The sequence below is a fragment of the Kitasatospora sp. NBC_01287 genome (assembly GCF_026340565.1).
Taxonomy (GTDB): Bacteria; Actinomycetota; Actinomycetes; order Streptomycetales; family Streptomycetaceae; genus Kitasatospora.
The window spans coordinates 660030-685404 of record NZ_JAPEPB010000001.1; the positions used below are offsets into that span (position 1 = coordinate 660030).

Below are 25375 nucleotides of genomic sequence, written 5' to 3' on the forward strand. Positions count from 1 at the left end.
ACGAAGCCCCGGGGCACTCGCCCCGGGGCTGGTCGGACAGAAGCAGCTGTCAGCGCACCGGGACTGGGTCCGGCGTCGTCGTGGCGGCAGCGCGCTTCGGGAAGCTCATACCGGCCAGGGTAGCAGCGGCACCTCCGCACCAGCACGGAATTGTCCGGGGACCGGGCGGCACGGGCTGGGAAGGCGCGGCTCCACGGACCGGCTCGGCCCGGCTCGGCTCGGCATGGCCCGGCGGACCGACGCGGACCGGCTCGGCGGACCGGCTCGGCGGACCGGCTTGTCGGACCGGCTTGTCGGTGCGACCGGTTAGCCTCGGCCGCGTCCAGGAGGAGCGGCGGCGCGCGGGAGGCGGTGGAGTGTGACGAGCGGCTGGCTGGCCACCGGGGTGCAGTGGGACGACGGCCGTGCCACGCTGCGGGCCGTGTGCGGCGCCCGCGAACACGTCCGCGCACTGACGCCCGGGGCCCGGATCAGCTGGCGGCTGCACGGCCCCCGGCGGTGCGTGGGCGCCTGGCTCGGTGGCGCGATCGGCCATCGCGCGTGCCCGCACCACGCCACCGTCGAGTCGACCGGCCCCGGCGCGCAGTGCCAGGCCTGCCAGAGCGCGGACCACGGCCTGCGGATCGCCCGCGACCAGGTGCTCGACGACGGGCGGCCGTACCGGCTCTACTTGGCCTGGTTCGGCGCCGGCCTGCTCAAGGTCGGCCTCACCGGCGCCCACCGCGGCACCAACCGCCTCGCCGAACAGGCCGCGCTCGCCTACACCTTCCTCGCCGGCGGCCCGCTGCCGGCCGTCCGCCGCGCCGAACTGACGGTCTCCGGCGCCGGGATCGCCCGCGAGCGCCTCCCGGTGCGGACCAAGGTCAAGCACTGGTGGGAGCTGCCCGCGGCGCCCGCCGCCGAGCGGGAGCTCGCCGCCGCTCGAACCCGCGCCCTGGAGCTGCTCGGCGGCCACCCGCTGGACCTCTACCCGGACCACCCGGTGCTCGACCACCGCCCGCTCTTCGAGCTGACCACGGGCGCGCCGCCCGCCTACCGCGAGGTCACCGCGCTCACCGAGGGCGCGGTGCTCGGCGGCGAGCTGCGCGCCCCGATCGGCCGGCACCTCTTCGTCGACACGCCCGCCCACCCGCACCCACTGCTGCTCGACACCCGCCGGCTGGCCGGCTGGACGCTGGCCGCCGGCGGGGACGCCCCGTGCGAGGGCCTGCACCTGGCCGATCACCGCCGCCCCGCACCGGCCGGCGACCAGCAGGCCCTGTTCTGACCAGGCACCCGAATCGCGGTATCCGCGCACCTTGAGCCCCTCCTCCGGTCCCTGCCCGGCGCGCCGCCGGGCAGCCCCGCCGGAGGCCGTTCGGGGACGGACCGCTATCGTTCGACCGACCGAGAAGATCAAATCGGGAGGGTGACCGCATGCTGGGCGAGTTGGGCACGTTGGACACGTTGGACGAGTTCTGTACGAAGACGCTGGCCGAACACGGTTGCGCGTCGGTATCCCTCGCCGTCGCCGAACACGGTGAACTCGTGCTCACCCGGGCCTACGGCTCGGCGGACGTGGCCACCCAGCAGCCGGCCACCCCGGAGACGGTCTACGGGCTGGCCTCCATCACCAAGGCCTTCACCGCCACAGCCGTCTGCCTGGCCGCGGACGAGGGCCTGGTGGACCTCGACGCCCCGATCCCCGGCAGCTACCGGTGGACCTCGCCGACCCCTCGTCAGCTGCTCCAACACCGCGGTGGGTTCCCGGCGTTCTACAACTTCCACTACGACGGCGGACCGCTGCCGATCGACATCGACCGCTACCGCACCCTCGTCCGCGAGCCGGGCACCGACTTCGAGTACTCCAACATCGGCTACCACGAGCTGGGCCGACTGCTGGAGGCCGCGACCGGCCAGGACCTGGGCGGCTACCTGCGCGAGCGGATCGCCGAGCCGTTGGGCCTGACCAGCTTCGGCTACGGGTCGGCCTACCCAGGGACGGCGGCCGTCGCCCAGCGCTACTCCGCCGACGGGCGCGCGTACGCCACCTGCCACAGCGGTCACCCCGCCGCCGGGGCAGGCTGGGCGACCGCCGGCGATATCGCGCTCTTCGCCCGGAACGCCCCCCGGTTGCTCAAGCCCGCCACGGTCGCGGCCATGTACGACGCCGTGCCGATCAACGAGCACCTCGGCTACGGGTTCGGCCGGATCGTCTCGCACGGCGCCGGACCCGTGATCCGCAGCCACGGCGGCGGCATGGGCGGCATCGCCGCGATGATGATCGAGATCCCCGAGCGCGAGACCTCCCTCGCCGTCCTGGCCAACTCCACCAACAAGGCGGCTCGCGACGCCGTCATCGACCACCTGGTCGGCAAGCTGGCTCCCGGCTTCCATCGCGATCAGCTCGACCCGATCACTGAGCGGACCCGCCCGATGACGCTGACGCGGGGCGAGTGGGCCGGGGAGATCAGCACCCCGGACGGGGACATCCCGCTGCGGATCAGCGTCCTGACGGGAGATCAGGTGGAGGTTCGGCTGGCGGACGGCCCGCCGGTCACCGCCTCGGCCGGCGCCTCCCAGCGCTGGGACCTGCGCCTGAGCGCCCTCCTGCAACTGCCCACCGCCGACGCCCGGCTGAACAGCCCCAGCCTCGCCCTCGAACTGCGAGCCGAGCAGGACCGGTTGGTGGGCCGCGCGTCGGCGTTCAAGGACGGCGACCGAGAGGGCCGACTCGGCGCCTACCTGATCCACCCCTGCGTACTGCGCTCCCGCTGACGCCGGGTCAACGCCCGGCCTGACCCGGCCGCGGGACCGGCCACGTGGGTGGCGCATCCTGGGCGCCACCCACCATCTACACCCTGACCGAACAAGGCGAGCAATGGCAGCAGATGATCATGACTGCCGTTCGCGGAAACCTCATGCCGCGTCGGCAAAGCGTCGAACAGTGGACCAGTGGGCACAGCTGGCATGGGGCGGCGGGTGTCACTCCTCGGCCGTGCCGGGTTCCCCGCTGATGGATTCCTGGTAGACGTCCGCATAGGTGGGAGAGTCCTTGACCAGGTCGTCGCAGAACGCGGCGACGTCGGTGCCGATGAGTTCCAAGACCCCCTTGCCCGCGGCGACGCCCTCCTCGAAGAAGTCGACGATCCCAGGGAGCAGGGGCCCGTCAGGCAGGTTGATCGGTCCGACCTTGAACAGGTACCTCTGCATCTCCTTGTAGACGATCTGGTAGTCCGGTGGGAGTGCTTCGACCCGAGCCGCGTGCGCCCGCCACTGCTTCTTGCCCTCGATGATGTCCTGGATGCTCACGTCAGCCTCCCAGTCGCTTCAGTTTCCTTGCGACGTTCTTGTTCAACTGCTCGCGCCACCGGTCGCGATAGGTTCGGGCCCCTTCTCCACCGGCCAGCGCCGCGCAGAAGCCTCCGATGTCGTCGCCGAGCACCTCGTGGACGCTCTGCCCGTCCGCCGCTGCTACTTCGAGCAGCCCCAGGGCGGCGTCGAGGATCGGCATCAGGTTGCGGCCGGTGAGGTCTCCATAGGGGAAGAGGTGGGCGGTGATCTGCTCCCACGTCGCCCGGTGGTCGTCCGGCAGGGCCTCGGCCCGGGCTTCGAACGCCTTCCATTCCCTGGTGAGATCGCTGCCCGTGATCTTCTCCCAGAAGTTCATCTCCCGCCCTCCTTGAGCCTGTTGATGCGCGCTGAGACGTACTGCCATTTCGCCCAGAACTTCGCGAGTTCCTCGCGTCCGGCATCGTTGAGCGCATAGAACTTGCGCGGCGGACCGACCCCGGACGGTCGCTTCGTCACCTCGACGAGTCCGTTCCGCTCCAACCGCAGCAGGATCGTGTAGACCGTCCCCTCGATGACGTCGGCGAAGCCGAGCTCGTTGAGCTGACGGGTGATGGCGTACCCGTAGGTTTCCTCACTGCCGATGATTTCGAGCACGCACCCTTCGAGCGTGCCCTTCAGCATCTCCGTCAGGTCGTCCATCGCGAGTCCTCCTCCACGCCCCTCGGTACTGCGTGCTACCGAGTACCACTATACGGTATCACCAAGTAGTGGAGGGCGGCAGCACCTCCGGCCTCGGGGGCCGGCGGAACGGTCAGTATCGGTGAGGGGCCCGGCCCTGACGCTCAGCCAGGCCGGTACAGGGAGGCGACGACTGGCTTTCCGGTCGCCCTCCGGAGTCGCCGCCATGCGCACCCGCCTGCGCGCCACCCCGGCACCCGGGCACCCGGGCGCACCTGGCGCACCCGCACCGGCCGCACCCGGCGTGTCAGGCCCCCGCGGCGCCCGTCGGCGCGAGTGCCGCCGCCCTGGCCAGCAGGGTGCGGACCGCCGAGCTGTCCGGGTGGGCGTGCAGGCGGGTGCGCATGGCGGCGACGGCGGTGCGCAGCCGGGCGGAGCCGACCAGGGGGTAGTCGTCCAGCACGGTGTGCCAGGTGGCGCAGGCACGGTCGAGCCGGCCGCGGTCGAGGAGCAGGCCGGCCAGCCGCGCGTTGGTGACCGCGCGGGCGCGGCGCTCGCCGGGCGGCCGCTCGCGCACGGAGCGCGTCAGGGAGTGGATCGCGCCCTCGGTGTCGCCGAGCGCGGCGAGCACCTCGGCCTCCTGGTGGGCGTACGCGGCCCAGTGGTAGTCGGCGAGGCCGGGCGAGGGCTCCGGGGTGCGCTCCAGCAGGCGCTGGGCCCGGCCCAGCAGGCCGAAAGCGGCGGCGCGGTCCCCGCAGTCCGCCGCACCCAGGGCCTGCTGTCCGAGGACGAAGCACTGCTGACGGTGCGTCAGGAGCGTGAGCCGGGCACCGGCCGCGTCCGCCAGCTCGCGCGCGTGCCGGCGGCGGCCGAGGTAGTGGGCCTGCACGCTCAGCCCGCGCAGCGCCGTCGCGTGCAGTTGGGGGTCGGCCGCCTCGGCGGCCAGTTCACCGGCCAGGTGGTAGTAGGCCTGGGCAGTGCCCTGGCGCTGCCCGTCGAAGCAGCAGAAGCCGGCCAGGTAGGCCAGGCGTCCGGTGCAGAGCAGCAGTTCGCGGCGGACGGCGGGCGCGGCCGGTGCGCGCAGCCAGTCGGCCACCACGGTGGCGAGCAACGCGGTGAGCGCCGGGCGGCAGTGGTCCGCGCCGAGCGACTCCTCGGCGGCCAGCAGGACGGCCAGCAGGTCCTGGGCCAGGCGCAGTTGGGCAGCACCGACCCGGGCCGTCAGCAGCGACCGCGCGGGTCCGGACGCGGACTCCGGCGGAGCGGACGGCGCCGGCAGCGGCAGCGGCAGGCGGCTGCCGGGCGGGGCCGGGTAGGCGGGCACCAGGCGGCGGGCGAGCGAGTAGACCGGCCCGGCGGCGCGCGGGTCGACCGCCGCCTCGGCCAGCCTGGCCAGCAGCTCGCCGACCGGTTCGGCGGCGGCGCGGTCGGCAGCGGCCCGTTCGGCGGCGGCCTCGCGGCGGCCGGGGCGCTCCAGGCGGGTGTCCGCCACGGTGACCGGTCGGCCCAGCGCCCGGGAGAGGACCTCCGCCACCAGGGCCGGGACGGGGGCCGCCGGGTGCGAGCCGCTCAGCCAGTGCGCGACGGCGGTGCGGTCGTAGCGGAAGTGCCGGCCGTCGCTCGCCCCGGCCCGGTTGACGGCCCGGGCCAGTTGCTCGCCGCTCCAGCGGGCTTCGGCGAGCAGGGCGCGCAGTTGCTGGTTGGGCACGCGGGTACCGGTCATCGCGGGCTTCCTTGCGACGTTCCTGGCGAGCCCTGGCACCGGGCCGACCGGGCGCTCGGCGCCCGTACTCCAGAGTGGTACGGGGACGGGCCGCACCGCGAGAGGCGTACGAGGACGCGGCAAGGCGCACGCGGACCGCGAGCGCCCGGCCGAGCGCCGAAGCACCGGGCTGTCCGGTCGCCCGGTCGCCCGGCTGTCCGGCTGTCCGGCTGTCCGGCTGTCCGGCTGTCCGGCTGTCCGGCTGTCCGGCTGTCCGATCGCCCTGAGGCTCCGTCAATCGCGCAACGCCCGGCGGCCCTTCAACACCTCCGCCGCGCCGCCGTCCTCCCCCGCCCCGCGCCGATGCCCTTGGCTGGGCGTTGCGAAGGAGCACCACAGCCGAAGGAGGAGCCGTCATGCCCCGTCCCGGTGACGCCGTGGTCCGCCCGGGGACCGTCCACGCCTTCCCCGGCCAGGGAGACTTCCCGCTCTCCCCGCTGCCCCGGGCGCTGGTGGCCGTCCCCGAACTGCGCGCGGCGGTGGCCGAGGTGTTCCGCGCCGCCGACCCGGCCGGGGCGGAGTTCGGCGTGCGGCCGCTCGGGCCCTGGCTGCTCGCGCCCGCGCCGCCGAGCGGCGCCGCGCTGGCCGCCGAGGTGCCGGGAACGGCACAACTCGCGCTGTTCGGCCTCTGCCTGGCCGCGCACCGGGCACTGGCCAGGTGCGGCCTGCCCGCCGACCGGCTGCTCGCGGTCAGCTTCGGCGAGATTCCCGCACTGACCGCCGCCGGTGCGCTCGCGGTTCCGGACGGCGCCCGACTCGCGTGCCGACTGGGCCAGTTGCTGCACACCGCGCCCGGCGGGCTGACCGTGCTGCGGGCCTCGGCGCCCCGGGTGCGCGCGCTGCTGGCCCGCTGCGGGGCGCGCGAAGTGGTCGTCGCCTGCGTCAACGACGCCGGTGAGACGGTGATTTCGGGCCCGCCGGCGGCCCTGCTGGACGCCGAGCGGGCGGCCGGCGCGGCCGGGGTCGAGGCGGCCCGGCTGCGGCTGCCGTTCCGCGCGCACCACCCGGAGCTGCGCGAGCAGGCCGCCGCGTTCGAGGCCTTCGCCCGCGCACTGCCGTGGCGCCCGCCGCGACTGCCCGTCCACTCCGCCGTCGCCGGTCGCGCCTACCAGACGGGCAGCGACCTGCCGCGCGCGCTGGCCGACTGCCTGGTGCGCCCCGCCGAGCTGCCGCCGGTGCTGCGCCAGGCCGTCGGCCCGGGAACGCTGGTGCTGGAGACCGGCACCGGCCGCGCGCTGAGCGAGAGCATCCGCCGCACCGTGCCGGGTGCCCGCATCCGCGCCCCGATCGCGGACTCGGCCCGCGGCGCCGCCCGGCCGACCGACGCCTCCGTCCCGCACACCCGCACGGCCCGAGGGGGATGCCCATGACCGCCACCGAGGACCTCACCCGGCAACTGCGCGGCGGCCCGCCGACCCCGGCGGCCGCGGCCCTCACCGACCGGCTGGCCGAGCACCTCGCCGAATCCCTGGCCGAGCCCAGGCGCCGCGCGAAGCCGGATCCCCTGGCCTCCGATGTGAGCGCCCACCGCCGACTGCGCCGGCTCGCCACGACGCTGCCGCCGGCCGCCGAGGTGTTCGCCGACCCCGGTCTGCTCGCCGAGCTCAGCGCCGCCACCGCGCTCGCCGACCCGCCGCTCTACCAGACCTTCCTCTCCCACTACATCCTCTGCGTCGGCTCGGTGGCACTGCTCGGCCCGCCCGAGGACGACCTCATCGGCGGCAACCCGGGCGGCGGCGCGACCGGCCGCGCGAGCAGCCGCCCGGGCGGCCTCGCACACGCCCACACCAAGGGCTCGTTCCTCGTGACCGAGCTGGGCGACGCGAGCAGCCACCTGGGCATCCGCACCATCGCCCGCTTCGACCCGGTGACCAGGGAGTTCGTCCTGCACACCCCCGACGGGCGGGCCGCCAAGTTCTCCAGCGTCGCGGCGCCTGGGCTGCCCCAGCAGGCCGCGGTCTGCGCCCGGCTGATCAGCGGCGAGCGGGACGCCGGGGTGTTCTCCTTCCTGGTCGACCTCACCGACGAGCGCGGCCGACCCGTTCCCGGGGTGTCCATCTCCCGCCCGCTCACGCTCGACGCGCTGCCGCTGCCCTACGCCGCCGTGCGGTTCCGGCAGCTGCGGCTGCCCTACCGGCGCTGGCTGCGCGACGGCGCCGAGCTGGCCGCCGACGGCACCCCGCACGATCCGCTCGGCTCACCGCAGGCCCGGCTGGCCCGCACGCTGAGCGTCGGTCAGGCGCTCTGGGCCACCCTGCCGTCCGCGATGGCCGCGATCGCCGCCCGCGGCGCGCGGCTGGCCTGGCGGTTCAGCGCGTCCCGGCACTCGCACGGCGGCCTCGCGCCGGGCGCGCCGGTGCTCGGCTACCGGACCCAGCAGCACGCCGTGGTCGGCGCGCTGGCCGAGGCCTTCGCGCTGCGCCGCGCGGCGGACGAGGCGTTGGCCGGCTGGGCAGCGGGGCGGCGGCGGCCGACCGCGGCCGGCGCCGGGGCGGCCGCCATGGCCTTCTCCCCGTGGGCGGCCGTGGACCCCGACCTGGCCCTGCACAAGGTGCTGGCCACCCGCGGCGCCGCCCGGCTGCTCGACGAGTGCCAGCACCGCTGCGGGGTCTCGGGGTTCTTCGCGGTCAACCGGCTGCCCGGCTACCTGGGCCTGGCGCGGGCGTTCGAGAACGCGGGCGGTGACAACACACTGATCCTGCTGGACGCGGGCCGGGCGCTGGCCGAACGGGAACCCGGACCGCCGCCCGCGCCGGTTCCGGTCACCGACCCCACCGATCCGGCCTGGTGGCCGGCCACCGTCGCCGCGCTGCGGCACCGCCTGGCCGCCGAGCTCCGGGCCGACCTGCGGCAGCGCGAAGCGGCCGGCGCCCACGGGCTGGCCCTCTGGAACCCGCTGCTCGACCAGGCGCTGCGGCTCGGCGAGGTGGCCACCCAGCAGCTGGCCGCCGAAGCGGTGGCCCGCGCGGCCGCCGCGCTCGACCCGGGCGCGCCCGACCCCGCCGCGTTCGACCCGGCAGGGGCTGACCCGGCAGGGGCCGCCCAGCCGGCGGCCGACCTCGCGGCACTGCACGGGGTGCTGCAGGCCCGCCGGTTGGCCGGGCCGCTGCTGGCCACCGGTCTGCTCACGCCGGACACCTTCCGCCTGCTGCCCGCCGCGCTCGACCGGCTCTGCGACGCGCTCGCCCCGCGACTGCCCGCGATCGCCGAGGCCCTCGACCCGGAGGGCGAGCGGTGCGGTACCCCGCTGGGCGCGACCGACTACCCCGCCGCGCTCGACGCGGCGCTCGGTCCCCAGCTCGGTGCCCAGCTCGGGATCGAGCTCGGCGTCGAGCCCGGCCCGGTCCCGGGCGCCGTCCCCGGTAGCGGGCCCGGCGCCGGGCCCGCTACCTCCCTCGACCGGCCCCGAGGTGCCTGGTGAACCCCCTCCCCCACCCGATCGGCATCCTCGGCATGGGCAGCTACCTGCCCTCCGGGGTGCGCTCCAACGAGACCGTGGCCGCCGCGGCCGGAGTCAGCCCCGGCTGGATCACCGAACGCACCGGCGTGCGCCGCCGCCACGTCGCCGCACCCGGCGAGGCCTCCTCCGACCTGGCCGCCCGCGCCGTGCAGGCCGCCTGCCTGGCCGCCGGGATCGGCCCGGCGGACCTCGGCCTGCTGATCGTGGCCACCTCGACGCCCGACGAGCTGGGGCCGGCCACCGCCTGCCGGGTCCAGGCCCTGGTGGCGGCCGAGCGGGCCACGGCACTGGACGTGAGCGCCGCCTGCTCCGGCTGGCTCTTCGCCGCCAAGGTGGCCCACGACTGGCTGCGCGCCGACCCCGGGACGGGCTACGCCGTCGTGGTCGGGGTCGAGGCGTACTCCAAGTTCATCGACCCGGCCGACCGGGGCACCGCCGTGCTCTTCGCCGACGGCGCGGCCGCCGCCGTGCTCGGCCCGGTCGAGGAGGGCGGCGGCTTCCACGGCTTCCGGCTGGGCTCGGACGGGCGGGGCGCGCACCACGTGCTGATCCCGGCGGGCGGCAGCCGCCGGCCCGCCGACCCCGCGACGCTGGCCGACGGCGGGCACCGGATCCGGATGGACGGCCGGGCGGTGCGCGACTTCATCGTCGCGGTCTTCCCGCGCCTGGTCGCCGAGAGCCTGGCCGAGCACGACCTGAAGCTCGACGCGATCGACGCCGTGATCGCCCACCAGCCCAATCCGGTGCTGCTGCGCCGGCTCGGCGGCGAGATCGGCATCCCGGCGGAGCGGCTGATCGTCACCGGTGAGCGGACGGGCAACATCGGCGCGGCCTCGGCCCCGTTCGCGCTCACCGCGGCCGCCGCCGGAGGGGCGCTGCCCGCGCGGGCCCGGATCCTGGTCTGCGTCTTCGGGGCCGGCCTGACCTGGGGCCGCACCCTGCTGACCTGGAGCGGCGCCCCGGGCATCGCGCTGACCGGGCCGCCCCCACCACCCGCGCCGCCCCCGCCACCCCAGCCGCCCGCCGGTCGGGCCACCGATCGCCGGACCAGCAAGAAGGAGTCCTCATGAGCACCCTCGACAGCTTCCGCCTCGACGGCGCCCGCGCGCTGGTCACCGGCGCCTCGCGCGGCATCGGCCGCGCGGTCGCCGTCGCCCTCGCCCAGGCCGGCGCCCGGCTGGCGCTGACGGCCCGCACCGGTGAGGCGCTCAAGGCGACCGCCGAGCAGGTCGGGGCGCTCGGCGGGCCCGCGCTGCTCGTCCCCGGGGACCTCGCGGTCGGTGGCGAACCCGGGCGGGTGGTCGACCAGGCGGCCGAAGCGCTGGGCGGCCTCGACGTGGTGGTCCACAACGCCGGGATCCTGCCCACCCTGCCGGACGGCTCACCGCTGCTGGCACCGCTCCAACTGCTGCCGCAGGCGGCCTGGGACGAGGTGGTGGCCGTCAACCTGAACGCCACCGCCGCACTCTGCCGGCACGCGCACCCGCACCTGGCGGCGAGCGGGTCGGCCAGCCTGGTGCTGATGTCCTCGGTCGCCGGGGTGATCGGGGCACCGCTGATGGAGGCCTACGCGGCGTCCAAGGCGGCCCAGATCTCGCTGGCGCGCAGCCTGGCGGTCGGCTGGGCCCGGCAGGGCATCCGGGTGAACGCGCTCTGCCCCGGCTGGACCCGCACCGACATGACCTCCTTCGCGCACACCAACGGCCCGGTCAACGACTGGCTGTTGGCCCACGTCCCGCTCGGCCGCTGGGCCGACCCGCAGGAGGTGGCCGCCGCCGCGCTCTTCCTGGCCTCCCCCGCCGCCGGCTACCTCACCGGGCAGGCCCTGCTGCTGGACGGCGGCGTCTCGGTCCCCGACGGCGGGCTGGCCGGCATCCCCAAGCCGCCCAGTCCGTTCGCCGTCAGCTGACTTGATGATGCGTCAACTCTCTGGACTGACAAGGTCTTTCAGTTTCCGACTATCCGTCAGTCTGGAGAGCATCGGCCGCGGCCCCGCCTCCGCGAAACCCGCCACACCCGCCGCCCACAGGCGCGCCACGCAGGAGCGGAACGGCACCGGGTGCAGCAGATGATCGGTGACCCCGTCCCGGAACTCCGCCGCTGAGCGGTACGCGCGCCCGGTGCGCGGGCCGTGCACCGGCAGCCGGGGCGGGCGGAACTCCATCGCCTCGGCCAGCTCCCGCACCCGCAGGGCGACCGGCGCCAGCGCGGGGTGGTGGAAGAGGGTGCGGGTCGGCAGCAGGGTGCAGCCGACCGCGTCCTGCCGTGCCAGCGCCGCCAACGCCTCGACGGCCGGGCGCGGCCCGCTCACCACGCTCTGCTCCGGGGCGTTGTCGCAGGCCAGGGCGAGTCCTGGCAGCCCGACCCTGGCCAGCAGCAGCCTGGTCCCGGCGGCCGACAGTCGCAGCACCAGCAGTCCGCCGGGCGGGACCTCCAGCGTGGCCCGCCACCGGAGGCAGGCCAGCACCAGCCGCGCCCCGTCACCCACCGAGACCACCCCGGCCGCGGCGAAGGCGGCCGGCTCGCCCAGGCTGTGGCCGAGCAGCAGGGTGTGGTCCGCCGCCGGACCGGCCAGCGCGCAGTACGCCACCGCCTGGGCGTAGCCGGCCAGTTGGATGAGCGTGTCGTCCGGCGCCGCGGCCCGCGCGGAGGCGGCAGGCGCGGGAGTGGCACGCCCGGAGGCGGCGTGCTCGGGGAGGGCGTGCTCGGGGAGGGCGTGCTCGGGGAGGGCGGTGAGCAACTCGCCCACCCGACCGTCCCCGAGCGCCTCGCCGACCTGTGCCAGCACCTCGCGCACCACCGGCCGGTCCGCGTACGGGGCCAGACAGCCGGGGCGCAGCGAGCCGATGCCGGGCACCAGCAGCACCGTCGTCGCACCGTTCAGGCGAGCGCGGTTCACACGAGCGCCGTTCACGCCGTTCACACCCCTCACGCCGCGGCGAACGCGAGCACCGCGTTCTGGCCGCCGAAGCCCGCCGAGCAGCTGAGCGCGAGGTCGAGCCGCGCCGGGCGGGGCTCTCCCCGCACCACGTCCAGCTCGATCGCCGGATCGGGGCGGGCCAGGTTGGCGGTCGGCGGGATCAGCCCCTCGGCCAGCGTCAGCACGGTCAGCGCGGCCTCGATCGCGCCGGCCGCGCCGAGCGTGTGGCCGAGCACGCCCTTGGGCGCGGTGACCGGCACGGCGCCGAAGAGGCGGTGCAGCGTGCGCGCCTCCGCCAGGTCGCCGAGCGGGGTCCCGGTGGCGTGCGCGTTGACGTGGCCGACCTCCGCCGTGCCGGCCCCGGCGTCCGCCAGCGCGCGCAGCAGCGCCAGCTCAAGGCCCGCGCCGCCGGGGTGCGGGGTGGTGGGGTGGTAGGCGTCCGCCGAGGCGCCGTAGCCGACCAGGCGGCCCAGCACCCGCGCCCCGCGCGCCCGGGCGTCGGCCACCCGCTCCAGCACCAGCAGCGCGGCGCCCTCGGCCAGCACGAAGCCGCTCCGCTCGGCGTCGAACGGACGGGAGGCGGCACCCGGGTCCGCCCCGCCGGGCGCGAGCGCGTCCAGCCGGGCGAAGGCGGCGGCGGTCAGCCGGTCGACGGCGGCCTCGGTGCCGCCGGCCAGCACCAGGTCGCAGGCGCCCGAGCGCAGCAGGTCGCGGGCCACCCCGATCGCGGTGGCGCCCGAGGCGCAGGCGGTGCACACCGCCAGGCTGGGCCCGTGCGCGCCGAGCGCGGCGGAGAGCTGCCCGGCGGTCATGTTGGCCATCACCAGCGGGACGGTCAGCGGCGAGACCCGCCCGGCCCCGCCCTCGGCCAGCCGCCCGGCCTGCCGGGCGAGGGTGCCCACCCCGCCGAACGCCGAGCCGGTCACCACCGCGACCCGCGCGCCGTCCCAGTGGGCCGGGTCGAGGCCGGCCTGGGCCAGCGCCTCGCGGGCCGCGAGCAGCGCGAACTGGGTGAACCGGTCGGTCCGCCTGGCCAGGTTCGCACCGAGCAGCCCGACGGCATCGAAGTCCGGCACCCGGCAGGAGAAGTCCGGCCGCAGGCCTCGCAGTTCGGGATCGGTGGCGGCGGTGGGCCGCCCTTCCCTGACCCGCTGCCAGCAGGCCGCGACACCGAGCCCGGCGGGGCTGACCACGCCCAGCCCGGTCACCGCGATCCCCGGGTTCACGGCAGCTCCGCCGCGGGTGCGAACAGCTCGGCGGCGGGCGACTCGGCGGTGACAGCGTGCGCGGGCGACTCAGCAGCGGGGGGCTCGGCAGCGGGGGGCTCGGCAGCGAGCGGGCCCGCCTTGGCGGCGAGCAGCTCGCCGAGCCGGTCCAGGGAGGCGGCGGCCGCGAGCTCACCGTCGACGATCGGGACGCCGAACTCCTCGGCGAGGATGTCGCTGAGCTCCACGACGGCCAGCGAGTCGAGCCCCAGCTCCTCCAGCGTCGCCTCCGGGCGCAACGCGTCGGCGGGCAACTGGAAGGCGGAGACGAGCACCTGTACGAGAGCGGGGTTCACCAGGGCGGACATGAGGTTCCTTCGGAGTGGGGCCGGGCAGCGGTGCGGCGGCCGGCCCACCCGGGGCGCGGGGGGCGCGGTGCCGCAGCACCATTAGCGCCCGCCGTGCCCACCCCCTGGAACCACCGTCGGCCCCCGGGCGCGTTGCGTTTCGCCGCGCGTTGCGCAGCCGCACCGCCCCGCTCCGGCCGCACCGCCCTGATCCGCCCCGATCCGCCCCGATCCGGCCGCCCCACCCGGTCCTGGCCGCCGGCACCACCCGGACCGTCTGCCCCGCCAGGCCCGACGCGCCGGGCGGGCCCGCCCGCGTGAGGATGGAACGGTCGTCCGCAACGAGGAGGGTCAGCACATGTTCGAGCCCGAGGACATCAGGGAGTGGCGGGGCCACGACGTGGTCGATCCGGAGGGCCGCCGGATCGGGCCGCTGGAAGCCGTCTACGTCGACACCCGCACCGACATCCCGGCCTTCGCCACCGTGACCATCGGCCTGCCGACCCGGCGCCACCTGGTCTTCGTCCCGCTGGCCGGTGCCACCGTCGGCCCCGGCTACCTGAAGGTCCAGTACCCGCGTGACCAGGTCAAGGCCGCCCCGTCGATCGGCACCGACGACGTGCTGCCCGCCGAGGAGGAGCCGGCCGTCTTCGCCCACTACGAGCTGGCCTACGAGACCGGTGCCACCGGCGAGCGCCGGCTCGCCCGTCCCTGAGCCTGTCCCTGAGCCCGTCCGGCGACCTGCGTCCGACTCCCGTCCGGCTACTGGTAGGGCAGGTAGTCCAGGTGCTTGCCCCAGCGGGGCCAGAAAGGCAGCGGGAGGCACCCGACCGGCGCCCGCGCGTTGTTCTGCTTCTCGTGCGTGCCGTCGGCGAGGGTGACGGTCACCTCGGCGCGCCCCGGCGCGAAGACCGCTCGGACCCGGCCGGCCACCACGCTGCGGACGACCGCCGCCAGGAAGTCCAGGTCCTCGGCGGTCGGTTGCAGCTCCCAGCGGACACCGTGCGGGTCGAGCCCGAAGATGACGTCGCCGCGGTGGATCCACCAGAAGCCCAGCGCGCCACGCCGCAGGGGAGCGACGGAGACGACCCGCCAGCCCTCCTCCTCCGATTCCTCGACGCTGAAACTGCCCGCTGACGCCTCGGCCAGCTCGTCGAGAATCACGCGTAGCCTGCGGATCACGGCGTCCTCGGCGAGATCGGTGCTGGTCATGGGCAGGACGTTAGCCCATTCGGGCAAGGCCCGGCTCCCGATGGATCGGGCGGGTGCGGGCGGCCCGGGTCAGGGGCCACCCGCACCCGCACCGGTGGTCAGGCGGCGCTGTTCCGGCCGCGGCGGGCGAGCAGGACGCCGGCCGCCGTGCCGAGGACTCCGACCACGATCCCGGCGATGCCGAGCGCGCGGGCGGTGGAGTCGCTGCCGCTCTTCGGCGCCGCGGTGGCGGCGGTGGCGGCGGTGGCCGGGTCGGTGAGCTTCAGCACCGGTGCCGGGTGGTCGGGCTCGGGCTGGCCCGGCTTCTGCAGGTCGATCCAGCGCACGACGGTGCCGTCGCTGTAGGTCTGCAGCGCCTTGAAGACCACCTGGTCGGTGCCGTCCGGCAGGGCGCCGAAGTCGACCGTGAAGTCCTGGTAGTGGTTCGGGGTGATCTGGCCACCGGTCCAGACGATCTGCGAGACCACGTCGGTGATGTCGCCGTCGTCGGTGTGGATCGGGGTGGTCAGCTTGGTGGTCTGGATCTGGTCGGTCCAGCCGGGCACCGGGGCGACCAGGGCGGAGGGGATCGGGTGGTCGGTCGGGAAGTCGACCTCGACCTTCACCGTGTTGGCGCTGTCCTCCTCGTTGGGGACCCGGAACGCGAAGGTCTGGTCGGTGGCGTCCTTGGCGACGCTGGGCGGCTGGACCGTGACGTGGGCGGCGGCCGGTCCGGCGACCAGCAGGACGGCGGCGCCGGCCAGCGCGGCCACGGCGGCGGCGCGGCGGGGCAGGGACTGCGGAGAGGTACGCATGGGTGAGGTGGGCTCCGTACTCGGGCAGGGGGACGCGCGCGCCGGCCCGAGATCGGGGTGGGGCGCGTGGTCAGGACAGGCGGCGGGGCCGGCGGGCGGCCGGGCGCCCGGGTGGCCCGCGCCTGATCACGCAGTGCCGTAGCAGGGCCTGCGCGGGCCCCCGCGGTCGCGCGGCCCCCGACGGGTCGGGCCGCCGCAGGGGACGCCACCGCGCGCCCAGGCCCTCGCGCAGCGCGGCGCAGAGCGCGAGCAGCCGGCGCGGGCGCGCCGCCCAGCTGTGCGCGGCGGCCGAGGCGGCCCGCGCACCGCCGCGCACCAGGCTCCAGATCGCCGCCTCACCGCGCCGCAGCCACCAGCCCGCCAGGACGACGGCCACCAGGTGGGCGGCCAGCATCGCGGGGCTGAGGCCCAGCAGCGCCAGGTGCGCCGGGGCTGACGCACCGGTGGACGCCATGCCCGCCATGCCCGGCATCCCAGGCACCCCGGGCATGCCGTCCATCCCAGGCATCCCAGGCATCCCAGGCATGGCCGAGGTGCCCGGCGGCCGCGGGGCGGCGGCCGCCGCCGGGGCTGCCTGGGCGAGATGGAAGAGCACGTGCAGCCCCAACTGGGCCACCGCCAGGCCGCCCGTGATCGCGGCCAGCGACCGCTCCCGCCGGGCACCCGCGAGCGCCGCCGCCGCGATGAGCAGCCAGCCGAGCAGGACGGTCCGCGGCGGGACCGCCGTGCCGCCGGCCAGCAGGTGCCCGGCCAGCGCCAGCACGACGCAGACCGTCGCGAAGGGCAGCGCCCGCAGCACGCGCAGGTCGAGCGCGGCGGGCCGTCCCCGCGGGGGCGCGGCCGGAGGTCGAGGGGCAGTCATGGCCGGGACATCATGACACCCGAGTCCTGGGCATCGGGGGCGGTCCCCGGAATCGGCGGGAACCCGACCCACCGGCCGCCCGCACCGGCCGCGCCGAGCGGCTCCGCCGGTGACCGCTGACCGCTGACCGCCGGCGGAGCCGCTCGGCGCCGACCCCCGGTCACCCGCGCCGCCGCGGACGCCGGGGCCGCCCCCGACGGGGCGTCAGGCGAGTGCGGTCCGGCCTGCCTGGGCCCCGCCCGCCCCGTCGACGAGGCACTCGACGGGATCCGGCAGCAGGGCCCGGGCCAGCTCGGCGGCCTGGTTGCGGATCTCGGGGATCGCGGTGGACTCCAGCAGCTCGCCGCGGCGCAGCACGCCCAGCGTCCAGAGCGGCGCCGGGGCACCGCCGACGGCCCGGCGCAGTCGGCCCGCCTCGGTGGTGGCCAGCCCCTGCCCCGCGGGCCCGGGGGCGGCCAGGCCGCGCGTCAGCAGGGCCCGGTGCAGGGGGTCCGCGCTGCCGGTCAGCTCGGCGGTGGCACCGGTGCAGTTGACGACGGCCGCGACGGTGAGCGCGCGCCCGTCGCTCAGCCGCACCCGCAGGGCGCCGTCGGCGGCCGGCTCGGCGGCGGCCACCTCGGCGGCGGTGACGGTCAGCAGGCCCTGATCGCGCAGGTGCTGGACGGTGGCGGCGGTGGCGGGCGCCAGGCGGTGGCGGTGCACCTCCCAGTGCCGCAGGTCCTCGCGCAGGAAGCGGATCCGCTCGGCCTCGGAGAGGCGCTGCCAGAGCGCGCTGGTGTGCGGGCGCAGGCTGTCCACCCCGGGCCGCCAGTCGCCGCAGGCGCGCCGGGCGCCGGCGACGTGGCGCAGCACCGCGCGCCGCAGCCCGGCCAGGTCCGAGGTCGGCGCACCGGTCGGCGCACCGGCCGGCGCACCCATCGACGCGAGGGGCCAGCGTGGGGCGGCCGAGGCCGGCAGCGGGATGACGCGGTGTCCGTGCGGGGCCAGGCCGTGCCGCGAGACGGCGTGCAGGACGCGGGCCGGTCGGGACAGGCTGACCGCGAGGTCGGCCATGGTCAGCCCGGTGCCCACCAGCAGCACCTCCCCCTCCTCCGGCACCGCCGCCAGCGCGCCGGGCGCCCACGGGTCGGTGACGAGGCCGGGGTGCTCGCGCAGCGCGGGCGGCGCCCAGCGCAGGCCCGGCTCGCGCAGGCCCAGCGCCAGCACCGCGGCCTGCACGGGTAACCGGCTGCCGTCGCTCAGGGTGAGCAGCAGGCCCCGCGGCTCCTCGGCGAGGTCCACCACCCGTAGCGGCACCCGGTGCAGCTCGGCGAGTCCCTCGCCATCGGCGGCCGCCTGCGCCAGCACCGCGCCCAGGTAGCGGCCGAAGGTGCCGCGCGGCAGGAAGTGGTGGGGCTGGTGCCCCTCGGCGGAGCCCGGACAGGACTCCCAGGCGGCCAGCCAGCGCAGGAAGTGGTCGGGGTCGTCCGGGAAGGCGCTCATCGCACCGGCGGGCACGTTGAGCAGGTGGCGCGGGTCGCCGGTGCGGTAGGCGACGCCGAGTCCGGCCTCGGCCGGGTCGATCAGCCAGACCTCCAGCGGCTGCCGCCGCGCGGTGGCGCGGCGCAGCAGCTGGGCGGCGGTCAGGGTGCCGGCGGCTCCGGCGCCGACCACGGCGATCCGGCGCAGGGGCGCGGGCGGGTGGGCGGCGCGGTCGGCCGTGTCACTGGTCATGGAGAACTGAACCCCCTTCAGGGTCGGCACGGCGGTCGGCCCGCTGGTCACGGGCGTGCCGCCGCGCTGCGGCCGATGACGGGTCGTCAACGATCCGCATGCACACGCCAGACAATGCCATGTCCACATGCTGGTCGGCGAGGCACTCGGCGGGTCTCGTGGGGCGCGGCCGGGAAGTGCGCCCCCGCGGGCCGTCCGCGCGACGACGCTCCCCCGGACGGGGCAAGCGGACGGGCCAGCTGTTGCCGCCTCGGCCCGGGGTGCGTTCACTGATCGATGATCAGGTCTTAGGCGAGAAGGATGGTCCAGGTGCTCTCAGCCCGCAGTCTGTTCCAGGAGATCCACGACAGCGACCAGGCGTTCCAGCTCTTCTGCTCCATCGCCGCCAAGGGCGAGGACCAGGGCGGCTGGGAGAACGGGCGGATCGCCCGGCTGGTCGCGGATCAGGAACTCGCTCCGAAGATCGCGCGGCACGGCGCCGACGAGGACAAGCACGGCCGGATCTTCAACGCCCTGCTGCACAAGCGCGGCCTGCACCCCGTCGAGGTACCCGGCGACACCGACTACACCATGCTCCTGGAGCGCCAGGGGATCGGCCTGGCGCACGCGCGGCTGCGCCGCGAGGAGCCGCTGACCGAGCGGGACGTGATCGTCTACCTCGCGCACAGCCGGGTCACCGAGCAGCGGGCGGCCGAGCAGATGCGGCTGCTGCGCACGGTGTTCGGCGGCCACCCGGAGCTCGGACGTGCGGTACGGATGATCTCCGCGGACGAGGACAACCACCTCGCCTACTGCCACGAGGAGCTGCTGCGGCTGGCGGCGGCCGGGCACGGCCGGCAGATCCTGCGGATCCTGCAGCAGACCGCGCAGGCCGAGATCCGCACCTACCGCGCCGTCAGCCTGGCGGTGATGGCGCACATGGGCGAGATCCTGCGCTGGCCGCGCGCCAAGGCGGCGGTGCTGGCCGCCGGGGTGCACGGGGTCTACGGCTACGAGCGGTTCGGCGGCGGCTGGCGGCGGATGACCACGCTGACGATGCCGCAGAAGCTCAACGCCCTGGGCGGGCCGCCCCCGCAGGAGGTCTTCGCCTGATCCGCGGCGGGTCCCCGCCGGCCGGTGGTACCGCTGACGGCGGCGGGCCTGACCGGCCGTCACCCCTGCTAACGTGCGTTCGCATGCGGATCCTCCACCTCTCGGACACCCATCTCGACGCCACCGACGCGCCGAACGCCAACGGGGTCAACGCCACCGAGTCACTGCGCCGGCTCCTCGCCGACCTGGCCTCCATACCCGCCCCCGACGCGATCGTGGTCAGCGGCGACCTCGCCGACGCGGGCGCGCCCGAGGCCTACACCGCGCTGCGCGCGCTGATCGGCGGCTTCGCCGCGACGGCCGGCGCCCCGGTGGTCTACAGCACCGGCAACCACGACGAGCGCGCCGCCTTCACCCGGGTGCTCGGCAGCGGGCACCTGGGTCCCGACGGCGCGGAGCGGGCCGAGCGGCTGGTCGAGTCGGCCGCGGGCGAGCGGGCCGCGGTGAGCCTGGTCGGCGGCTACCGCTTCGTCACCCTCGACACGCTGGTGCCCGGCAAGGCGCACGGCCTGCTCGGCCGCACCCAGCTCGACTGGCTGCGCGAGGTGCTGAGCGTCCCCGCGCCGCAGGGCAGCGTCCTGGTGCTGCACCACCCACCGGTCGCGCTCGACGTCGAGGTGCAGCGCGGGCTGGGTCTGCAGAACCCCGAGGAGCTGGCCGAGGTGGTGCGCGGCAGCGACGTGCGGATCGTGCTCTGCGGCCACTACCACCTGCAACTGCTGGGCTTCCTGGCCGGGGTGCCGACCTGGGTCACCCCGGGCGTGGTCAGCCGGGTCGACCTGACCGCCCCGGTGGGTACCGAGCGGGCGGTGCGCGGCGCCGGCGCGAGCCTGATCGAGCTTGGCGGCCCGCACTCGCCGCTGATCCACACCCTGCAGGCCCGGGACCCGCACTCCGGCGAACCGGTCTACGACCTGGACCGGTCGCAGCTGCGTTCGATCATCGAGCGGTTCGGTCCGGGCACCGTGCGGGCCGCGGGGTAGCACAGGGGGCGCGGGGTAACCCAGGAGCCGCGGGGTGGCGCACGGGCCTGGTGCGCGCGTGGCGCTCTTCTCTGCCCCGCGGGGCCTGTGATGGACTCGCCGCACACCGAGCGCCACCCGAGCGGCAGCAAGGAGCGAGCATGGACGCCACAGCGCCCCACGTCATCGTCGGAGCCGGACTGGCCGGGGCCCAGGCGGCCCGGACCCTGCGCGAGGAGGGTTACCAGGGCCCGCTGGTGCTGATCGGCGAGGAGGACGAACTCCCTTACGAGCGGCCGCCGCTGTCGAAGGGCTACCTGCTCGGCAAGGACCCCCGCGAGAAGATCTACGTGCATCCCGCCGCGTGGTACCAGGAGCAGCGGATCGACCTGCGGCCGGGCACCTCCGTGACCGGCCTGGACCCGGCGGCCCACCGGCTGACGCTGGCCGACGGCAGCACCCTGGACTACGCCAGGCTGCTGCTCACCACCGGCGCCGCGCCGCGCCGCCTGCCGGTGCCGGGCGCCGCGCTGGACGGCGTGCACCACCTGCGCCGGGTCGAGGAGAGCGACCGGCTGCGCACGCTCTTCCGCACCGCTCGGCGGATCGCGGTGATCGGCGCGGGCTGGATCGGCCTGGAGGTGACCGCCGCCGCCCGGGCCGCCGGGGTCGAGGTGACCGTGCTGGAGGCCGCCGAGCTGCCGCTGCTGCGGGTGCTGGGCCGGGAGGTGGCCGAGGTCTTCGCCCAACTGCACCGGGAGAACGGCGTCGAGCTGCGGTTCGGCGTCCAGGTGACCGAGATCCTCGGCGCGGACGGCGCGGTGACGGGCGTCCAACTCGCCGATGGCGCCGTGGTGCCCGCCGAGGCGGTGCTGGTCGGCATCGGCGTCCGCCCGAACACCGCGCTGGCCGAGCAGGCGGGCCTGGCGGTGGCCGACGGCATCAGCACCGACGAGCAGCTGCGCAGCTCGGACCCGGACGTCTTCGCGGCCGGCGACGTGGCCCGGGCCCACCACCCGCTCTACGGACGCGCGATCCGGGTCGAGCACTGGGCCAACGCCGTCCACCAGCCGCGCGCCGCCGCCCGGGCGATGCTCGGGCAGGAGGTCGCCTACGACCGCGTCCCGTACTTCTTCACCGACCAGTACGACCTCGGCATGGAGTACACCGGCTACGTCGAGCCGGACGGCTACGACCGGGTGGTCTTCCGCGGCGACGTGGCCGGACGCGAGTTCATCGCCTTCTGGACGGCCGGTGGGCGGGTGCTGGCCGGGATGAACGTCAACATCTGGGACGTCACCGACCCGATCCGCGAGCTGGTCCGCTCCGGGCGGGTGGTGGACCTCGACCGGCTGGCCGACCCGGACGTACCGCTCGGCGAGCTCTGAGGCGGGGCGGCCAGCCGGCCGGGCGACCGGGCGACCGGGCGACCGGGCGCGCTACCCGGCGACGGCGCCGGCGGCCGCCCGGGCGGTCCAGTCGTCGAGGGCGGCCCGCACCCGGAGCTCGTCCGGGGCGCCCAGCTCCCGCAGGACCGTCACCGCCCGGGCCAGGTGGTCCAGGCCGGTGGCGGTCCGCCCCAGCAGGCACTGGCTGTTGCCGATGACCTCGTGCGAGAACGCCTGGTACAGCGGCGACTTGATCGTGTCGGCGATCTCCAGGGCCTGGGTGGCGCGGGCCAGCGCCTCGGCCGGCGGCCCGGTCACCAGCAGCACCCGGCCCAGCCGGAGCAGTGCGCCGGACTCGCCGCCCCGGTCGCCCACCTCCTGGGCCACCGCCAGCGCCGCCTCCAGGTGCTCGCGCGCCCCCGCGAGGTCGCCGCTCTCGCGCAGGATGTCGCCCAGCAGCGCGCGCAGCCGGCCGGTGCCGAGCCGGGTGCCGAGCGAGGCGCCGACCCGCAGGGCCTGCCGCAGGTCGGCGGCGGCCTGCTCGTATTGGCCGGTGGCCTGGTGGGTCATTCCGAGGAAGGCGAAGACGTTCTGCAGCCCGCGCCGGTCCTCCAGCCTGGTGAAGATCTCCGTCGCCTGCCGCAGCGAGTCCTCGGCGGCCGGGTAGTCGCCGGTCGCGTAGAGCACGATGCCGAGGTTCGTCAGCGCGTTGCCCTCGTGCTTGCGACTGCGGCCCCTGGCCAGCCGCTGGGCCTCCCGGTGGTTCGCCGCGGCCTGCTCGTACTGGCCGGTGTCCTGCTGGACCACGCCCAGGTCGCCGTGCGCGTTGATCAGGCCGATCGTGCGGCCGAACTCGCGGAAGATCGCCAGTGCCTGCCGGTGGTTCTCGGCGGCGGCCTCGAAGTCCTCGGCCCGCTGCTGGACCCGGCCCAGGTAGGTGAGCGCGTTGGCCTCACCCAGCCGGTCGCCGAGGCGCCGGGCCAGTTCCAGCGCCTGCCGGTGGTGGGCGGCGGCCTCCGGGAAGGCGTTCGCCAGCTGCTGGACCTCGCCCAGGTTGGTCAGCACGATGATCCGCAGCCGGTCGGCCAGGTCGGCCAGGTCGGCCGGATCGGCCGGATCGGCCGGATCGGCAGCCGGCGCGCCCTCCTGGTGGGTCCGCGTCTCGTCGAGCAGCGCCAGGGCCTGCCGGTGGTGGTCGAGGCCCTCCTCGTAGCGGCCGCCGAGCTGGTCGAAGATCCCGAGCTGGGTGTGCGCCGCCGCCTGCCCCAGGTGGTCCCCGCTCTCGCGCGCCGCCGTCAGCGCGATGCCGTGCAGCAGGCGCGCGTCGTGCCAGTGGTCCGCGAAGCGCAGGAACTCGTGCAGGGCCGAGGAGAGCGCGATCGCGTGGGCGGGACGGCCGTTCCCGGCCGCGTGCTGGACGGCCGCGCGCAGGTTGCCGAGCTCGACCCGCAGCCAGTCGGTGGCCTGCTGCTCGGTCGCGGGCTCGGAGGCGAACTCCGTGGGGGTGGTGTCCGGGGCCGGGCCCGGGGCGGGGGCGGGGCGCGCGGTGAGGCGGTCCGCGATGTTGACGGAGTGCCGGGAGAGCCTGCGGTTGGCGGCGGCCGCCATCCGCAGGTAGTGGTCGAGCAGCCGGTCCAGCGGTGCGCCGCCCGGCGCCGGGTCGGCGGCGGCCAGGCCGCGGGCGTACTCGCGGACCAGGTCGTGCATCCGGTAGCGGCCGCGCGCCGACTCCTCGACCAGGTGGTGGTCCGCCAGTTCCTCCAGCAGGCCGCCGGCGGCGGCCGGTGCGATCCCGGCCAGCGCGGCGGCCGCCGCGGCGTCGACCTCGTCGCCCGGGAGCAGGCCCAGCCGCCGGAACAGCAGTTGCTGATCATCCGTCAGGTCGCGGTAGGAGAGGTCGAAGGCGGCCGAGACCGAGACGTTCTCGGCCCGCAGCGCGTCCAGTCGGCCGGTGGCGGCCGTCAGGTCCGCGACCAGGTCGGCGGCCGACCAGACCGGGTGGTGGCGCAGCCGGGCCGCCGTCAGCTGCAGCGCCAGCGGCAACTGACCGCAGAGCCGCACCAGTTCGGCGACCGCGGGGTCCTCAGGCCGCACGTCGGGCCGGCCGGCGCGCGCGGTGAAGAGAGCGAGCGCCTCCGAACGGGGCAGCGGCCGCAGGCTGATCGGCAGCGCGCCGTCCAGGGCTGCGAGCCGGCGGCGGCTGGTCACCAGCACCACCGTGCCCGCGCCGCCCGGCAGCAGCGGACGGACCTGCTCGGTGCTGCGGGCGTCGTCCAGCAGCAGCAGGATCCGCTGGCCGGCAAGGCGGGTGCGCCAGAGCCCGGCTCTGGCGTCCAGCCCCGGCGGTATCTGCTGCGGCGCCACGCCGATGGTGTGCAGCAGGGTGAGCAGGGCGTCGGCCGGATCGACCGGGGCGGCGCCGGGGGTGTGCGCGTGCAGCGGCAGGAAGATCTGGCCGTCGGGGAACTCCGCGGCCAGCCGGTGGGCCACGTGGACCGCGAGGGCGCTCTTGCCCACGCCCGGCATGCCGTCCACGGCGTGGATGCCGAGCACCCCGCCGCCCCCGCGCGCGGCGGCGCGGCAGGCGGCGAGCAGCTGGTCGACCTCGGCGAGGCGGCCGGTGAAGGAGGCGATGTCCCAGGGCAGGCCCATCCCGGCCGGGGCGGTGCCGGGGGCGGGGGCGGTGCCGGTGCCGGTGCCGGAGGTGGCGTCGGAGGGTGCCCCGGGGGTGGCGTCGGGAGCCTGCGCGCGGGCGGGCTCGGCATGCTCCGGGTGGACTGGGTGGCCCGGGTAGCCCGGGTGGCCCGGGTGATCGGTGGCGAGGATCTCCTGATGGATCGCCCGCACGGTCCCGCCCGGCTCGATGCCCAGCTCGTCGACCAGGGTGCGGCGCAGCCGGCGGTGGACGGCCAGGGCCTCGGCACGACGGTCCATCCGGTGCAGGGCCAGCATCAGCTGCCCGTGGAACACCTCGCGCAGCGGGTTCTCGGCGGCCGCCCTGGTCAGTTCCGGGACCAGCCCTTGGTGCCGCCCGAGCCGCAGCTCGGCGTCGAACAGCCATTCCAGGGCCTGCAGGCGGCCCTCGCGGAGCTGTTCGAGCCGCGGCAGCGTCTCCTCGGGCAGGCCGGGGACGTCGTCGAGCGGCTCGCCGCGCCAGAGCGCGAGGGCCGCGGTGGTCCGTGTGCTGACACCGTGCCAGTCCTCGCACTGACGCGCCGTGGCGGCGGCCGCCAAGTGCTGGGTGAAGAGGTCGGTGTCCAGTTCGCCCGGCTCCACCCGGAGCAGGTAGCCGGGGGCGACCGTGCGCAGACGGCCGCCGTCACCGTCACCTTCGCCATTGCTCTCGCTCTCGCTCTCGCTGAGCAGGCGACGCAGCCGCACCACGTGGTTGTTGAGCGAGGTGGTCGCCGTCGCGGGCTGCTCCTCCCCCCAGAGCGCGGCGCGCAGCCGGTCCCGGGAGACCACCGTGTTCGCGTCCAGCAGCAGCAGCGCGAGCACGGTGCGCAGCTTCGGGGTGGCCGGCTCGATCGCCGTGCCGGCGGCGTCCAGCACCCGCAGCGGACCGAGCACGCCGAACCGTGGCCCCAGCGCGCGGCTCCCGGTCGGCGTCGAACGGGAGTGCGGCTGTGCGGGGGGCGTGGTCATGGCCGGATGCTACCGCCCGCCACCTCGGGCACCGCCGGGTGAGCCGCAGGTCGGACGGGCCG

Annotated in this window: 22 protein-coding genes; 10 read left to right on the plus strand and 12 right to left on the minus strand. The window is 76.2% G+C overall.

Features of this window, described 5'->3' with window-relative positions:
* The first annotated feature begins 358 nt into the window (after positions 1–358).
* On the plus strand, positions 359–1267 hold the full coding sequence (locus OG455_RS02490; RefSeq protein ID WP_266289667.1) for a DUF2797 domain-containing protein: 909 nt from the start codon (positions 359–361) through the stop codon (positions 1265–1267).
* Positions 1268–1416: 149 nt separating this feature from the next.
* Complete coding sequence (locus OG455_RS02495) at positions 1417–2757, plus strand: serine hydrolase (RefSeq protein ID WP_266289669.1); 1341 nt, start codon at positions 1417–1419, stop codon at positions 2755–2757.
* A gap of 207 nt (positions 2758–2964) precedes the next feature.
* Here the strand turns inward: OG455_RS02495 and OG455_RS02500 are convergent, their stop codons facing one another.
* The 4 genes from OG455_RS02500 to OG455_RS02515 all read right to left on the minus strand — a co-directional run bounded on the left by OG455_RS02500 (position 2965) and on the right by OG455_RS02515 (position 5674).
* A complete protein-coding gene (locus OG455_RS02500) occupies positions 2965–3291 on the minus strand; it encodes a DUF1048 domain-containing protein (RefSeq protein WP_266289671.1) in 327 nt (108 codons plus the stop codon).
* A gap of 1 nt (position 3292) precedes the next feature.
* Positions 3293–3649, minus strand: coding sequence for a DUF1048 domain-containing protein (locus OG455_RS02505; RefSeq protein WP_266289673.1), 357 nt, complete (start codon positions 3647–3649; stop codon positions 3293–3295).
* The gene (locus tag OG455_RS02510) at positions 3646–3972 is read right to left on the minus strand and encodes a PadR family transcriptional regulator (protein WP_266289675.1); all 327 of its coding nucleotides are present in this window, start codon (positions 3970–3972) and stop codon (positions 3646–3648) included. The genes OG455_RS02505 and OG455_RS02510 overlap by 4 nt, the downstream gene beginning before the upstream one ends.
* Before the next feature lie 286 nt (positions 3973–4258).
* Complete coding sequence (locus tag OG455_RS02515; protein ID WP_266289677.1) at positions 4259–5674, minus strand: hypothetical protein; 1416 nt, start codon at positions 5672–5674, stop codon at positions 4259–4261.
* A 395-nt stretch (positions 5675–6069) separates the two neighbouring features.
* Here OG455_RS02515 and OG455_RS02520 point away from each other — a divergent pair, with 395 nt between their 5' ends.
* From OG455_RS02520 to OG455_RS02535, 4 genes are read left to right on the plus strand one after another with little or no spacing between them, the layout of a single operon-like run.
* On the plus strand, positions 6070–7083 hold the full coding sequence (locus tag OG455_RS02520) for an ACP S-malonyltransferase (RefSeq protein ID WP_266289679.1): 1014 nt from the start codon (positions 6070–6072) through the stop codon (positions 7081–7083).
* The gene (locus tag OG455_RS02525) at positions 7080–9134 is read left to right on the plus strand and encodes a hypothetical protein (RefSeq protein WP_266289681.1); all 2055 of its coding nucleotides are present in this window, start codon (positions 7080–7082) and stop codon (positions 9132–9134) included. Before OG455_RS02520 ends, OG455_RS02525 begins: the two co-directional genes overlap by 4 nt.
* Entirely contained in the window at positions 9131–10243 is a 1113-nt protein-coding gene (locus OG455_RS02530; RefSeq protein WP_266289683.1) for a 3-oxoacyl-ACP synthase III family protein, read from the plus strand. The genes OG455_RS02525 and OG455_RS02530 overlap by 4 nt, the downstream gene beginning before the upstream one ends.
* On the plus strand, positions 10240–11082 hold the full coding sequence (locus OG455_RS02535) for an SDR family NAD(P)-dependent oxidoreductase (RefSeq protein WP_266289685.1): 843 nt from the start codon (positions 10240–10242) through the stop codon (positions 11080–11082). The genes OG455_RS02530 and OG455_RS02535 overlap by 4 nt, the downstream gene beginning before the upstream one ends.
* Positions 11083–11094: 12 nt before the next feature.
* Here OG455_RS02535 and OG455_RS02540 read toward each other — a convergent pair whose 3' ends face one another.
* From OG455_RS02540 to OG455_RS02550, 3 genes are read right to left on the minus strand one after another with little or no spacing between them, the layout of a single operon-like run.
* Positions 11095–12072: an ACP S-malonyltransferase gene (locus OG455_RS02540; RefSeq protein ID WP_266289687.1), complete on the minus strand. Its 978-nt coding sequence runs from the start codon at positions 12070–12072 to the stop codon at positions 11095–11097.
* A gap of 29 nt (positions 12073–12101) precedes the next feature.
* Complete coding sequence (locus OG455_RS02545) at positions 12102–13319, minus strand: beta-ketoacyl synthase (RefSeq protein WP_266289689.1); 1218 nt, start codon at positions 13317–13319, stop codon at positions 12102–12104.
* On the minus strand, positions 13316–13666 hold the full coding sequence (locus tag OG455_RS02550; RefSeq protein ID WP_266289691.1) for an acyl carrier protein: 351 nt from the start codon (positions 13664–13666) through the stop codon (positions 13316–13318). The genes OG455_RS02545 and OG455_RS02550 overlap by 4 nt, the downstream gene beginning before the upstream one ends.
* A gap of 337 nt (positions 13667–14003) precedes the next feature.
* Here OG455_RS02550 and OG455_RS02555 point away from each other — a divergent pair, with 337 nt between their 5' ends.
* On the plus strand, positions 14004–14360 hold the full coding sequence (locus OG455_RS02555; RefSeq protein WP_266289693.1) for a PRC-barrel domain-containing protein: 357 nt from the start codon (positions 14004–14006) through the stop codon (positions 14358–14360).
* Positions 14361–14407: 47 nt separating this feature from the next.
* Here the strand turns inward: OG455_RS02555 and OG455_RS02560 are convergent, their stop codons facing one another.
* The 4 genes from OG455_RS02560 to OG455_RS02575 all read right to left on the minus strand — a co-directional run bounded on the left by OG455_RS02560 (position 14408) and on the right by OG455_RS02575 (position 18226).
* Positions 14408–14857 carry a hypothetical protein gene (locus tag OG455_RS02560; RefSeq protein WP_266289695.1) on the minus strand — a complete coding sequence of 150 codons (450 nt, stop codon included), beginning with the start codon at positions 14855–14857 and terminating at the stop codon, positions 14408–14410.
* A gap of 98 nt (positions 14858–14955) precedes the next feature.
* Positions 14956–15651 (minus strand): YcnI family protein, encoded by a 696-nt coding sequence (locus tag OG455_RS02565; RefSeq protein ID WP_266289697.1) that lies wholly within the window; start codon positions 15649–15651, stop codon positions 14956–14958.
* 70 nt (positions 15652–15721) lie between these two features.
* On the minus strand, positions 15722–16513 hold the full coding sequence (locus OG455_RS02570; RefSeq protein ID WP_266289699.1) for a hypothetical protein: 792 nt from the start codon (positions 16511–16513) through the stop codon (positions 15722–15724).
* Between the two features lie 204 nt (positions 16514–16717).
* The gene (locus OG455_RS02575; protein WP_266289701.1) at positions 16718–18226 is read right to left on the minus strand and encodes an FAD/NAD(P)-binding protein; all 1509 of its coding nucleotides are present in this window, start codon (positions 18224–18226) and stop codon (positions 16718–16720) included.
* Between the two features lie 309 nt (positions 18227–18535).
* Between OG455_RS02575 and OG455_RS02580 the strand changes: the two genes are divergently transcribed.
* From OG455_RS02580 to OG455_RS02590, 3 genes are all read left to right on the plus strand, one after another.
* On the plus strand, positions 18536–19318 hold the full coding sequence (locus OG455_RS02580; RefSeq protein WP_266289702.1) for a ferritin-like domain-containing protein: 783 nt from the start codon (positions 18536–18538) through the stop codon (positions 19316–19318).
* 83 nt (positions 19319–19401) lie between these two features.
* Complete coding sequence (locus OG455_RS02585; protein WP_266289704.1) at positions 19402–20301, plus strand: metallophosphoesterase; 900 nt, start codon at positions 19402–19404, stop codon at positions 20299–20301.
* Positions 20302–20441: 140 nt separating this feature from the next.
* The gene (locus OG455_RS02590) at positions 20442–21668 is read left to right on the plus strand and encodes an NAD(P)/FAD-dependent oxidoreductase (RefSeq protein WP_266289706.1); all 1227 of its coding nucleotides are present in this window, start codon (positions 20442–20444) and stop codon (positions 21666–21668) included.
* Positions 21669–21719: 51 nt separating this feature from the next.
* Here OG455_RS02590 and OG455_RS02595 read toward each other — a convergent pair whose 3' ends face one another.
* Positions 21720–25313 carry a tetratricopeptide repeat protein gene (locus OG455_RS02595; RefSeq protein WP_266289708.1) on the minus strand — a complete coding sequence of 1198 codons (3594 nt, stop codon included), beginning with the start codon at positions 25311–25313 and terminating at the stop codon, positions 21720–21722.
* Between the last annotated feature and the right edge of the window lie 62 nt (positions 25314–25375).

Coding starts and splice junctions, on each gene's coding strand:
- OG455_RS02560 (WP_266289695.1), bottom strand. CDS start 14,857: ATGACCAGCACCGATCTCGCCGAGGACGCCGTGATCCGCAGGCTACGC.
- OG455_RS02590 (WP_266289706.1), top strand. CDS start 20,442: ATGGACGCCACAGCGCCCCACGTCATCGTCGGAGCCGGACTGGCCGGG.
- OG455_RS02505 (WP_266289673.1), bottom strand. CDS start 3,649: ATGAACTTCTGGGAGAAGATCACGGGCAGCGATCTCACCAGGGAATGG.
- OG455_RS02510 (WP_266289675.1), bottom strand. CDS start 3,972: ATGGACGACCTGACGGAGATGCTGAAGGGCACGCTCGAAGGGTGCGTG.
- OG455_RS02495 (WP_266289669.1), top strand. CDS start 1,417: ATGCTGGGCGAGTTGGGCACGTTGGACACGTTGGACGAGTTCTGTACG.
- OG455_RS02520 (WP_266289679.1), top strand. CDS start 6,070: ATGCCCCGTCCCGGTGACGCCGTGGTCCGCCCGGGGACCGTCCACGCC.
- OG455_RS02575 (WP_266289701.1), bottom strand. CDS start 18,226: ATGACCAGTGACACGGCCGACCGCGCCGCCCACCCGCCCGCGCCCCTG.
- OG455_RS02535 (WP_266289685.1), top strand. CDS start 10,240: ATGAGCACCCTCGACAGCTTCCGCCTCGACGGCGCCCGCGCGCTGGTC.
- OG455_RS02595 (WP_266289708.1), bottom strand. CDS start 25,313: ATGACCACGCCCCCCGCACAGCCGCACTCCCGTTCGACGCCGACCGGG.
- OG455_RS02525 (WP_266289681.1), top strand. CDS start 7,080: ATGACCGCCACCGAGGACCTCACCCGGCAACTGCGCGGCGGCCCGCCG.
- OG455_RS02555 (WP_266289693.1), top strand. CDS start 14,004: ATGTTCGAGCCCGAGGACATCAGGGAGTGGCGGGGCCACGACGTGGTC.
- OG455_RS02515 (WP_266289677.1), bottom strand. CDS start 5,674: ATGACCGGTACCCGCGTGCCCAACCAGCAACTGCGCGCCCTGCTCGCC.
- OG455_RS02565 (WP_266289697.1), bottom strand. CDS start 15,651: ATGCGTACCTCTCCGCAGTCCCTGCCCCGCCGCGCCGCCGCCGTGGCC.
- OG455_RS02550 (WP_266289691.1), bottom strand. CDS start 13,666: ATGTCCGCCCTGGTGAACCCCGCTCTCGTACAGGTGCTCGTCTCCGCC.
- OG455_RS02585 (WP_266289704.1), top strand. CDS start 19,402: ATGCGGATCCTCCACCTCTCGGACACCCATCTCGACGCCACCGACGCG.
- OG455_RS02570 (WP_266289699.1), bottom strand. CDS start 16,513: ATGACTGCCCCTCGACCTCCGGCCGCGCCCCCGCGGGGACGGCCCGCC.